Origin of the sequence: Halobacillus litoralis (assembly GCF_009856415.1) — a bacterium.
Classification (GTDB): domain Bacteria; phylum Bacillota; class Bacilli; order Bacillales; family Halobacillaceae; genus Halobacillus; species Halobacillus litoralis_C.
This window is the reverse complement of sequence record NZ_WMEZ01000002.1, coordinates 314,377-326,976: the sequence shown is the minus strand read 5'-3', so window position 1 is coordinate 326,976 and position 12,600 is coordinate 314,377. Positions and strand designations below refer to the sequence as shown.

General features: G+C 44.7%; 9 protein-coding genes. 7 read left to right on the top strand and 2 right to left on the bottom strand.

Annotated features, from left to right (window positions below):
- The first annotated feature begins 5 nt into the window (after window positions 1-5).
- The 7 genes from GLV98_RS07265 to GLV98_RS07235 are packed head-to-tail and all read left to right on the top strand — an operon-like array spanning window position 6 to window position 8,681.
- On the top strand, window positions 6-1,304 hold the full coding sequence (locus GLV98_RS07265) for a TRAP transporter large permease (RefSeq protein WP_160914482.1): 1,299 nt from the start codon (window positions 6-8) through the stop codon (window positions 1,302-1,304).
- A gap of 18 nt (window positions 1,305-1,322) precedes the next feature.
- Window positions 1,323-3,740 carry a TIM-barrel domain-containing protein gene (locus tag GLV98_RS07260; RefSeq protein ID WP_160913562.1) on the top strand — a complete coding sequence of 806 codons (2,418 nt, stop codon included), beginning with the start codon at window positions 1,323-1,325 and terminating at the stop codon, window positions 3,738-3,740.
- Window positions 3,733-5,148: a glucuronate isomerase gene (gene uxaC / locus GLV98_RS07255; RefSeq protein WP_160913560.1), complete on the top strand. Its 1,416-nt coding sequence runs from the start codon at window positions 3,733-3,735 to the stop codon at window positions 5,146-5,148. The genes GLV98_RS07260 and uxaC overlap by 8 nt, the downstream gene beginning before the upstream one ends.
- Window positions 5,145-6,230, top strand: a complete 1,086-nt coding sequence (locus GLV98_RS07250; RefSeq protein WP_160913557.1) for a mannonate dehydratase — start codon at window positions 5,145-5,147, stop codon at window positions 6,228-6,230. Before uxaC ends, GLV98_RS07250 begins: the two co-directional genes overlap by 4 nt.
- Window positions 6,196-7,038, top strand: a complete 843-nt coding sequence (locus GLV98_RS07245) for an SDR family oxidoreductase (RefSeq protein ID WP_160913555.1) — start codon at window positions 6,196-6,198, stop codon at window positions 7,036-7,038. Before GLV98_RS07250 ends, GLV98_RS07245 begins: the two co-directional genes overlap by 35 nt.
- A gap of 12 nt (window positions 7,039-7,050) precedes the next feature.
- Entirely contained in the window at window positions 7,051-7,683 is a 633-nt protein-coding gene (locus GLV98_RS07240) for a bifunctional 2-keto-4-hydroxyglutarate aldolase/2-keto-3-deoxy-6-phosphogluconate aldolase (protein WP_160913553.1), read from the top strand.
- Window positions 7,680-8,681, top strand: a complete 1,002-nt coding sequence (locus GLV98_RS07235) for a sugar kinase (RefSeq protein ID WP_160913551.1) — start codon at window positions 7,680-7,682, stop codon at window positions 8,679-8,681. Before GLV98_RS07240 ends, GLV98_RS07235 begins: the two co-directional genes overlap by 4 nt.
- Before the next feature lie 59 nt (window positions 8,682-8,740).
- On the opposite strand, the gene GLV98_RS07230 is transcribed toward GLV98_RS07235, so the two are convergent.
- Window positions 8,741-11,134, bottom strand: a complete 2,394-nt coding sequence (locus GLV98_RS07230; protein WP_237417063.1) for an immune inhibitor A domain-containing protein — start codon at window positions 11,132-11,134, stop codon at window positions 8,741-8,743.
- A gap of 233 nt (window positions 11,135-11,367) precedes the next feature.
- Window positions 11,368-12,480: a hypothetical protein gene (locus GLV98_RS07225; protein ID WP_160913549.1), complete on the bottom strand. Its 1,113-nt coding sequence runs from the start codon at window positions 12,478-12,480 to the stop codon at window positions 11,368-11,370.
- Window positions 12,481-12,600: the final 120 nt, after the last annotated feature.

Genomic DNA, 12,600 nt, shown 5'->3' with positions numbered 1-12,600 from the left:
TGGACATGGCATTACAGGCTTCACTCATATTGTTCGGTGTTTTCTTTTTGTTGCTGGCACTCGGAGTCCCGATATCCGTGGGGATCGGTGTTTCTTCATTCGTCACCGCTTTAAGTGTCGTGCCGTTTGATGTTGCTGTTTTCACCGCTGCACAAAAAATGGTCCAGGGCATCAACAGTTTTGCGTTGCTCGCCGTTATCTTCTTCATCCTGTCCGGGAGCATCATGAACAACGGTGGAATTGCGATCAGGCTGATCAACTTGGCGAAGTTGCTTGGCGGGCGTCTGCCGGGCTCTCTCGCTCATACGAATGTCGTCGGAAACATGCTTTTCGGGTCCATTTCTGGTTCAGCCGTAGCATCAGCGGCTGCCATCGGTCGAGTCATGGGGCCATTGCAAGCGAAGGAAGGATATGACCGTTCTTATTCTGCGGCGGTGAACATCGCTTCTGCACCGGCCGGGCTATTGATTCCACCTAGTGGTGTATTGATCCTTTATTCATTGGTCAGTGGTGGAACGTCCATTTCCGCGTTATTTATGGCAGGATATTTGCCAGGGATTTTGATGGGACTTGCCATCATGATCGTCGCTTATTTTATCGCGAAGAAGCAGTCTTATCCAGTCGCTGAACGTCCGACTTTCCAACAAGGTCTCAAAGTCGTTTTGGATGCGATTCCGAGCTTGTTGCTGATTGTCATCGTCATCGGAGGAATTGTGGCAGGGATTTTCACGGCGACAGAAGGTGCGGCCGTTGCGGTCTTGTATTCCATTATTTTGGCGGCTGTCTATCGTGAAATTAAATTGAAAGACATTCCAGATATTCTTCGCGAAACGGTTGTGATGACAGGAATTGTTCTATTCCTTGTCGGAGCCTCGTCAATCATGTCTTGGGTCATGGCGTTCACAGGAATCCCGACAGCGATCAGTGACCTTCTTCTGCAGGCATCAGAGAATCCGATCATTATTCTTCTGATCATGAACATTATTCTACTGATTATCGGAACGTTTATGGACTTGACACCGGCTGTACTGATTTTCACACCGATCTTCCTTCCGATTGCGATGCAGTTGGGCATGGATCCGGTCCATTTCGGAATCGTGCTTGTCTTCAATCTATGCATTGGAATTATGACGCCACCTGTTGGTAGTGCGTTATTCATCGGTTGTAGTGTGGCGGACGTCTCCATCGAGTCTGTACTCAAACCGCTGACGCGCATGTTCATTGCTCTGATTATCGCATTACTTTTCGTCACATATATTCCATGGATCAGTCTGGCCCTGCCAGAATTGTTCGGACTTTTGTAAATAAAAAGGAGAGTTCTTATGATTACTCAGCTATCGTTTACTTGGACAGATGGTCGAAACAACCGGGTCACTTTTGAATCGGAAAATAATCAAATTTCACTTCATGTATTAGAAGAAACTGTATTCCGGGTCCATCATCATTCTGGAAGTGACCTGGATGAAAGAAAAACGTGGGCCATTGCACCCGGCATGGACGATGTCCCCTTTGAAGGAAGGCCCAGGGAAGATGTTTCTGCTTTTTCTCTCCCTGCTTATGAAGTAGTCGAAGAAAATGGTCACGTGTTGGTTTCTACTTCAAAATTGCTGGCAAAGATCCACCTTCACGGCTTCTATATCGATTGGTATGAAAAAAGGGACGGAGAGTGGTTAAAAGTCGCCGGTGACCGCAAGACCCAAAGTTATAATTTCGAAAATCAGCTTGGTGAAGGCGTGTTCCACTATATGGAGCGTGATCAAGAGGATCGTTACTATGGACTCGGTGAAAAAAGTGGAGACATGAACAGACATCACAAGCGTTACCAGATGAGGACCATCGATGCGATGGGCTATGATGCAGAACGCACCGATCCATTGTATAAGCATATCCCTTTCTATATCGTTCAATCACCGAAAACAAGTACGGCTTACGGTTTATATTACGACAACTATTCGGACAGCACTTTCGATATGGGAGCAGAATTGGACAATTACCATGGCTTTTACCGTTATTATCAGGCGAAGACAGGGACACTCGACTATTATTTCATTCTCGGTCCATCGGTGAAGAACGTCGTCGAAACGTACACATGGATGACAGGGAAGATGGTCCTTCCACCGAAATGGAGTCTAGGATACTCGGGTTCTACGATGACTTATACCGATGCGCCTGATGCTCAAGAGCAGCTTAAAAAATTTGTGGATGCGTGTAAACAATACGACATTCCCTGTGATTCCTTCCAGCTCTCTTCCGGTTACACATCCATCGGAGATAAGCGTTATGTCTTTCATTGGAACCGGTCCAAAGTGCCAGATCCGGAAGGGATGAACGAATATTTTCATGAGAATGGCATTCAAGTGTGTGCCAATATCAAACCCGTTCTGCTTACGGATCATCCACAATATGAAAAAGCGGCCGAAGAGAACCTGTTCATTAAAGATCACACGGGTGATTCCCCGGAGGTTTCGCAATTTTGGGATGCTGTCGGATCTTATGTGGATTACACCAACCCGACCGCCATACGATGGTGGAAGGATGAGGTGAAAGATGCCCTATTACGCTATGGGATTGATTCCACTTGGAATGATAACAACGAATACGAAGTGTGGGATGAGCGGGCGATGGCTCATGGCTTCGGTGAACCACTACCTGTATCAAAAATCAAACCGATTCAAACGCTCCTTATGATGAAAGCGTCTTTGGAAGCTCAACAGGAATACGATAAAAACCGTCGTCCGTATCTCATATCCCGCTCCGGTGGTCCAGGGATGCACCGCTATGTACAAACATGGTCCGGCGACAACTACACCGCGTGGAAGACGATTCGTTATAACTTGAAGATGGGTCTCAGTTTAAGCTTGTCCGGCATTTACAATTTCGGCCACGACGTCGGTGGCTTTTCAGGGAAAGCACCGGAACCTGAATTATTGATCAGGTGGATCCAGAATGGCATTTTCCACCCGCGTTTTACAATCCATTCTTGGAATGAAGATCAGACGGTCAATGTTCCATGGATGTATCCAGAATATATCGAAACCATCCGCCACTGGATGAAAGAGCGGGTCAAATGGATGCCTTATTTCTATCACCTCTTATACAATGCCCATAAACAGCAGCAGCCTGTACTGACACCGACGTTCTATCATTTTGAAACGGATGAAAAGACGTTCGAGGAAAATGATGAGTTCATGGTCGGAGACGATCTATTAGTGGCGAACGTCATGGAGAAAGGGCAAACAATGAGAAATGTGTATCTGCCTGCAAATGAGCGTGGGTGGTATGACATGAACGCAGAAACGTGGCATGAGGGTGGTCAAACGTTGACCGTTGACGCTGACCTTCATCAAGTTCCTCTATTTGCTCAAGGGGGCGCCGTTTTCCCGATTCGGGATGGAGAAATTTCCTTCCGTCATAAAGAAGACGATTCACGTGGATTACTCTTTTATCCGGCCAAAGGTGAAGCTGCGATCGTGAAATCCTTTTATGATGATGATGGAGAATCCCTCGATCATGAAAAGGGTGTGGCGAGCTGGCTGACCGTAAAAACGGTAACGGATGACCAAGAAGTAAGGGTGGAAGTGCGTATGGAAGGTTCTTATCAACCTGTGTATGAAAAGGTGCGCATCTATTTCCCGGAAAATGAAACACGTACGGTGGTTGTGAACGGCGTGCGTTTGTCTGATGAATCTTATACAGACTTGAATGTGAAATCTTTAAAGGAAGGTGAAAGAGATGAGTAATTTTATTCCAGACGATTTCTTACTGACTAACGATGTTGCGAAAAGGCTGTATCATGATTTTGCCAAGGACCTTCCAATCATTGATTTTCATAATCATCTGCCTCCGGATGAAATATCTAAGGATGTCACGTTTGAGACGCTTACGGATATTTGGCTCGGTGGTGATCATTACAAATGGCGTCTGATGAGAGCGAATGGCATCGATGAACATTATATAACCGGCCATGCGGATGCAAAGGAAAAATTCAAAGCATGGGCAGAAACGGTTCCGAACACGCTCGGCAACCCGTTGTTCCATTGGACGCACATGGAACTGAAAAGGTATTTCGGAATCGATGACTACCTCAATTCGAAGACAGCGGACCGCATTTGGGACGTGGCAAATGAAAAGCTTCAAAGTGTTGGAATGTCCACGCAACAACTATTGAAAAAAGACCGCGTCGAGTTTGTAGGCACGACCGATGACCCTACGGATGAACTGACGTTTCACAAAGAATTGCAGAATGAAAATCACCCGTTTCAAGTCGCTCCATCATTCAGGCCGGATCCTGGTTTGAAAATCGATAAAGAAGATTTCAATGCCTGGGTACAGAAACTGAGTGAAGTGACGAATAAGAATATTCAAAAGTACACCGACTTCCTGGATGGATTAGCTGAACGGGTCGATTATTTTGATAATCATGGATGCAAAGCCTCTGATCATGGCATTGATGAGATGTTCTACGCACAAACGGATGAAAAAGAAGTCGCAGGGATTTTTGATAAAAAAATGCGTGGAGAGAGCCTGACAAATGTTGAGGTGGAGAAGTATAAGACATTTACGCTCCAATTCCTCGCCTCCCTCTACAACCAAAAAGGCTGGATTATGCAGCTTCATATCGGGGCAATGCGAAACAACAACACGAAAATGCTCGAGCGTATAGGTAGAGATACGGGCTATGACTCACCAGGGGACCGGTCGCTCGCAAAGCCTTTATCCCATATGCTCGACTCCATTGAATATGGGAGCGGTCTTCCTAAAACGATTCTCTATTGCTTAAACCCGAAGGATTATTATGTAATGGCTACGATTGCTGGTAACCATCAGGACGGAAGCACGGCAGGCAAAATTCAATTCGGAACCGCCTGGTGGTTCAACGACCATATCGATGGCATGGAAAATCAGATGAAAATCCTTGCCAATGTCGGGTTGATTAAACATTTCGTCGGGATGCTTACAGATTCCCGTTCTTTCTTATCTTTCTCCAGACATGAGTATTTCAGAAGGATTCTCTGCAACCTATTCGGTACATGGGCACAAGACGGTAAAGTGCCGTCAGATGTTGAATGGCTGGGAGCTTACGTGAAAGATATCTCTTATTATAATGCGAAAGAATACTTCGGTTTGAAGAATGGAGTGATTCTATGAAAATGAGTTTTCGCTGGTATGGAGAGGATGACCCTGTCACTTTGGACCAGATCAAGCAGATTCCTCAAATGAAAGGAATCGTTTCAGCTATCTATGACATCCCTGCCGGGGAAGTATGGCCGCTCGGGAGAATCAAAGAGCTGAAAAATACGATAGAATCCAATGGGCTTGAGCTCACTGTTATTGAAAGTGTCCCCGTACATGAAGATATCAAGTTAGGGCGACCGACGCGGGATCATTACATTTCCAACTATCAACAAACGTTAAGAAACCTCGGTGATGCTGGCATTTCAACGGTGTGTTACAACTTCATGCCAGTGTTCGACTGGACGAGAACCAATTTGACTGAGCCTCTACCAGATGGGTCCCATGCTCTTGCCTATGAAGAATCTACAGCTCGAAGCTTGAATCCTTTGGATGGAACATTGACGCTTCCAGGCTGGGACCTCTCCTATCAGTCTACGGAATTGCAGGCTATTATGGATGAATATCAAACCATTGATGAAGAGCAGCTCATGGAGAATCTTATCTACTTCCTGGAAAAAGTGATACCAGTAGCGGAACAGGCCGATGTAAATATGGCTATCCACCCGGACGATCCACCATGGAACATCTTCGGATTGCCAAGAGTCGTAACGAATCGTAAAAATATTGAACGTATTCTTGGAAGCGTGGAAAGCACACACCATGGACTCACTTTTTGTTCAGGATCTTTCGGAGCTGAAGAGGAGAATGATCTGCTTCAAATCATAGAAGCTGCACGTGGACGCATCCATTTTGTCCATGCTCGGAACATCCGATGGACAGGCGATCGATCGTTCCAGGAAACTTCGCATTCGGTTCATGAGGGGTCTCTACCAATGATAGAAATTATAGGGAAACTTATCGACTGCGGGTATGAAGGTCCGATACGCCCTGACCATGGCAGAATGATTTGGGGAGAAGAAGGACGTCCCGGATATGGATTGTATGATCGAGCCCTCGGGGCGACGTATTTAAATGGAATCATCGATACATGGAAAATGAATCAAAGAACGGAGGATAAAGATGAAGCTGCCATTTCAAGTAGATCTCAATCATAAAGTCGCCGTCGTCACGGGTGGGAGTGGTGTCTTAGGATCCGTTCTCAGCCGAACGTTAGCTCAATGCGGCGCCAAGGTCGCTGTTCTTGCACGAAACCAGAAGAAGATCGACGAGGTCGTTAGTTCCATTAATGAAACTGGAGGTACAGCTAGAGGGTACAGTGTAGATGTTCTCGATCCGGACAGTCTCCAAGGTGTCAAAAAAAGCATTAATGAAGAATGGGGAAAGGTCGATATCCTGATCAACGGTGCAGGCGGAAACCATCCGAAGGCAACAACAAGCAGTGAGTATTTTACAGGCGGTGCCGAAGAGTCGCAGTCCTTTTTTGAACTGTCTCCTCAAGCAGTTGATGATCTTTTTCGATTGAATTTTTCAGGTACTTTAGTTCCGACTCAGGTGTTTGCTAAAGATATGCCAGGTAATGACGGGAGTACAATCATTAATGTGTCATCCATGAACGCTTTTACTCCACTAACGAAAATTCCGGCTTACAGCGGAGCTAAAGCGGCAGTCAGCAATTTCACCCAGTGGCTGGCGGTCCACTTTTCTAAAGTTGGGATCAGAGTTAATGCCATAGCTCCGGGGTTCTTTCTTACCGAACAAAACCGGAACCTTCTGCTTAATGAAGAGGGAGATTACACAGAGCGAGCCGATAAAATCCTGACCCAGACGCCGATGGATCGATTCGGAGAGGCGGGAGAGTTGGCCGGGACAATTCTCTGGCTGGTCGACTCAAAAGCATCCAGTTTTGTGAATGGAATCGTAGTTCCTGTCGATGGTGGTTTTTCTGCTTATTCAGGAGTATAAGGAGGAAAGAAGATGAAGAAACTTGATGTGTATCAACTATTGCTGAACAGTAAATTAACCGTGGTCGTTCGTGGAAACTCACCCGAACAGGCCATCGAAACGGCAGAGGCCTGTATTAGAGGCGGAATTAAAAGTCTCGAGTTCACGTTCACGATTCCACAGGCGGAAAAAGTAATCCAGCATTTTTCAAACCATGAAGGAATCATCATCGGAGCAGGATCTGTCCTTGATTCTGAAACCGCTAAATTAGCCATTCATTCAGGTGCCGAATATATCGTCGGGCCGAATTTCAGTAAAGAGACGGCCAGGCTTTGTAATCGATATCAAGTCCCTTATATTCCAGGATGCATGACCGTGAATGAAACAATCGAAGCGCTTGAATTCGGTTCATCCATCGTGAAGCTGTTTCCAGGGCAAGCCTTTTCCCCTTCCCACATCAAAGCGGTCAAAGGCCCTGTCCCTCAAGTAGAAATCATGCCTACGGGCGGTGTGAATCTTGATAATATCCAAGACTGGTTCCGAAACGGTGCCGTTCACGTAGGAGTCGGGGGAGAGATTACTAAACCTGCTCAGCAAGGGAATTTTGAAACGGTGACCGCGAATGCAAAGTTGTTTATCGAAGCGGTTGAAGAGGTGTTCGTATGAGTAAAATCATCACTCTGGGTGAACCTTTGATGCGAATGACTCCCCCTGGTTTTCAAAGAGTCAAAGAAACGAAGGAATTCAAAGCTACCATCGGTGGGGCAGAACTCAATGCATCTGTAAATCTAGCAAACTTGGGACATGAGGTCGCGTTCGTATCAGCGCTTCCTGGCAATGACCTAGGAGAGAATGTGAGGAATTTCCTACGTGAGCGTCACATTGACGATCAATGGGTGAAAAGGGAAGAGGGACGACTCGGTGTCTATTACGTTGAAGAAGGATATGGTCCCCGTTCAGCAAAGGTGACGTATGATCGCGCTTATTCTTCCTTTTTGCAAGTCGCGAGTCAAGAATGGGACTGGGAGGCGATCTTTGATTCTTGTCAGTTGTTCCATGTGTCCGGCATTACGCCGGCCCTATCGCCTTCCTTGAAGGAGTTAACTTTGAAAGCTGTTAAAGAAGCGAGGGAAAGGAATGTCCTCGTAAGTTTTGATTGTAACTATCGAAGCAAATTGTGGAGTGAGGTAGAAGCGAAGCTTGCTTTCGAACAGATTCTTCCTTATGTGGATGTCTGCTTTGCTGGGCAAAAGGATTTCACCAATATTATGAATGAAGGTCCTGAGGAAAGTTTCCATCCGCAACTTTTGGAAAAGTATTTCAGAAAAGCTGCCTTGGAATACGGAATCTCTCTATTCGCCTGTACGAACAGAGAAGTGAGGGATTCACAGAATCATCAGCTCCAGGGCTTTCTGTTTAAGAACGATCAGCTTTTTGAAAGTCAGAAACATTCCATTCAGGTGCTGGACAGAATCGGTGGCGGAGACAGTTTTGCCGCAGGAATTCTGCATGGAATGGTGGAAGATTTGAATGAGACGTCCGTTCTCGATTTTGGAATGGCCTCGAGTATCTTAAAGCACACGGTGAAAGGAGATCATTCTTCATTTTCTGAAGATGAGGTGTTCGGATTTATGAACGCTCACCTGCATGATGTGGTTCGGTAATGTAGAATAAACAAGTCATTGAAGATTTACTCTTCAATGACTTTTTTTAGTTCAACCTATTATTTGAAAATCGTCACTTTACCAACTGTACCATCTTCACTTTGACCAGTGACTCTGAACTTCAGTCCATACTCAGGTACGTTACGACCTGCATCAACAAGACCTTTGTTCGAGTAGTCTGCACTGTCATCGAAAAGAGGGGTACGCTTCGTATAATTATCTTTCAAGGTTACACCAAGAAGATCTGTGTAGTCTAAATACATTTTCTCTGACTTATCCAAGCTGAATGCGGCATCGTGCACTTGGTAACGTGTGCCTGCTACAGCTCCATCACTCCATTTGTTTACACGCTGGTCTGCATCGACAACGCCGACAAAACCATCCCCAGGGTGAATGCCAGTCCAGTTTTCAGAGTATTGGTTATCCACGTACCAAACGACAAGTCCATCATCAAATGTCATGAGACTATCTCCACGGCGGATGTTTGCTAATCCTTCATCTACACCGTTATGACTGCGCCATTCTAGTAGGTAGTAGTGGTCAGAGCGTTTAATTCCATCATTCTTCGTGAAACCATCAAGGACGAATTTAGGTTCGCCTTCCACATCATCAAACAAAACTTCTTCTCCATCAACTACGATGGAAAGATCGTCTGCATAAAGACCAGGGTTAGATACGGCCGCATCTGTCACGTATTCAATAGCCACTTCAACTTCTTGGCCTGCGTAAGCAGAAAGGTCGAATGAAGCATCAATCCAACCATCCGAGCTTCCAGTTATACCATTACCAAGGTTAGAACCATGCGGGTTAGTGTCTGTTGTAATATCACTCGCGATTGGGTCCCCGTTTACTGTAACGTACGCATAATCCCAATCTACTTCAATGTCATACCATGCCTTAAAGTTGAATTCAGCACTCTCAGCATTTGTTAGGTCTACTGGGGTTGATAGTTTAGTATTCAGGCCATCAGCACTACCAGAGAAGTACTCATATTCACCACTAGCAGGTTCATTGATGACTGTTTCTTTTTGCGGCAAGTTGACCTTGACGACATCATTGTTTGTTCCTTTTGTATTCGCTTCATCTAAAAGGAACTCCTTGCCCGTTTTATTAATGTCATCTAAATTGATTTCTGTACCAGATAACCAGTTTCCTGGTGTCCCCTCGTTGTCTACAACTGCCGAAGTTTGAAGCATTTCTTTCGCATAAGGACTGAACCCTGTTGGCATTGTACCAGGAATATCACCAGCCCAGCTTCCGCTAGACATGATGGACCAGTAGCTGACCGGCTCACCAGCACCTGTGTACTGAGTATCATATTCGTCCGGAAGACCAAGGTCATGTCCAAATTCGTGGGCCATGACTCCAACCGCACCGTCTTCAGGCTCGATAGTGTAATCAAATGCAGCCATCGAACCTCCCCAGTAAGGAACCTCTGCTTCTGTACCTTCAAGTGCTGTAGGTTCCGATAAACTCCAACGGTGAGACCAAATCGCATCAGAACCAAGGGAACCTCCACCAGCTTCTTCACCCACACCAGAGTGGATGACCATCAAGTGATCGACAAGTCCATCTGCTTCAAGATAGTTTCCGTCACCATCCAGATCATAGCGATCCCATTGATCATATTCAGATATATCAACAGATGGATCAGCGGCTGCGGCTGCAAGAGCTTCTTTTACTAATCCCCTTGCATCTACATCACTGCCATCTGGTTGAGGGTCGTTACCGCCATATTCAGCAGCAGGTTTGCTAGCCGTGTACCAGCCAGCAACATCTCCTTCAACAGAATAACTTCCACCAGATTGTTGTTCATAATATTGTTTCATAGATACATAGTTTTCCCCGTCTGGACCAGTCCAGCCGCCATCACCGAACAGCATGTCCTGGTAATGTTCACGAGAATAAGCGCCTTCGCCATCATAATACATATCTGTTTCATCAGCAGTCATGGAATTATGAGGTTTATCAGGATAGTCTACGAGAAGAACTAGAACTTTGTCTGTTCGCATTTTACCATCGTAAGCCTCTTCCTCTACGCTATCAGGAGCATCAGCCTTCGCTTGTCCAAGTTTATTTCCTTTCCCTTTCGTCAAACTGTTCTTGCTCATCTCTTCTTTTAATTTTGCCTTAGTGTCTGCTTCTTCATCAGCGAAATGACCTTTCGCTTTTTCAGCAGAAGCCTGTTTAGATTCCAGGAACTTCTTCAAGCCCTTCTCAGCTTCGGCAGGTGAAGCGTCTTTCGCGATTTTTCCACTTTCCTTCAACATCTCGATCAATCGTTCGTCATTCGCAATCGCTCCGTCGAAAGGCATGCCTCCTTGAGAATGTGAATGAGTTTTATGTACGTTCTCATGACCGGTCGTCGGCATTTCGAAAGCACTGGCGCTCATTGGCCCTACAGCGAGCGCTAAGGCTAAAGCGGATGTTACAATCTTTGACGTTTTCTTCAATAAAATGACCCCTTTCTTTAGAAACCCTTTTTATCCTACATTTTCTAATTTAGCAAAAAAGAGAGAATAATCAATATTATTTGTTAATTATTCAGAAAAATAAGAAAAAAAGACTACCAATTGTCATAAGTTGTAGTCTTGGGTGTTCATCATTCGACACAATTTAATTTTAAATGTCATATATAGATATTTATACTATATATGAGTTTCTAGTGAATTTTAGAAATTCACTATTATACTGATTTTAAAGGGAGGTACATAACTCCTGCGCTGGTCATGATTCGATATACAGCATCTGTTGTTGGGTTAAGGTCTGTTCTTAACCATACTTGGCCTTCCACAGGATTCTGGGGGTCACTCGTTCTTTTTTCAACTATAGTTGTATCATGACTGATGACAAGATTTTTTCTTCCTTTATCACTAACACGATCCAGTGGCACATTTCTGGATAAGTCAACGAAATTATAAGACGATCTAGTCGTGAAATCTACGACAGGCCCCGAATGGGGGATCTCAAATAAGTCCCAAACCATCCCTGTGAATCTGTTATCTTGACCACTAGCAGTAATGATTTTTTTAGTGGAATTGGAAGGTTGGATTTGAAGATTTGAGAATATGTTTCCTGTTGTTTCAAATGGGACCGTTTCGCTTCCTTCAAGCACAATCATGTGAACACAATCTTCGATGGCGACATTATCAAAGTTATTTGCGTTTACCCAAGCCCTGCCGGTACTAGGTTTTGTCGCGCGAAGATGAATTCCCTTTTCGAAGCCCACGACCTTAATGTTGCTGAAGTTTACAAACGAAATTTCGTGTTCGTTTCCTCCTGAGTAAAGGTAAATCCCAGTGCCTCCGTTATCCCCCATCCAGTTCAGGATCGTAATATCATCAATCTGTGTATTGTTCCACGTGTTGTAGAACTTTTGTGATCCATTCAAAGAAATGGCTTTTTTTGTATAGCCAGATACGTCAATAGCGACTTTTCCACCTAAAAAAGAGGCATCTTGTTCTATGATGAAGCCATCCACATTTGCTCCCAACATGTAAACCGTTGAGTAAGCAGACAAAAGTCGTACCCCTTTTTTTATAGTAATTGTGCTCTCTAGATAAAAACTAAGATCATCAGAAAATACGGTTTTAATGGAATGTTGCTCAGCATAGTCAATCGCTTTCTGTAACCGATCAGCATCACTTACTCCTGAAAAGTCAGATACTCTAATATAGACTGGTGGGGAAACCGCAGTGTTACTTTCCCCATACTGTGAGGATAAAAGTGAAACGATCCCGTTTATGGCACTTGTCAAATTGTTAATCTCTTTCTGAAGTTCTTCATTGGAAAATACCAATTGGTACACCTCTTCTTTTCAATTTTCCATCTTATTTACTATAAAAGCTCTCTTAACAAAAATTTGATATGTTCATTCCTACCTTAAAAATCCGTCAAGAGTTAAGACTGTATTATATGA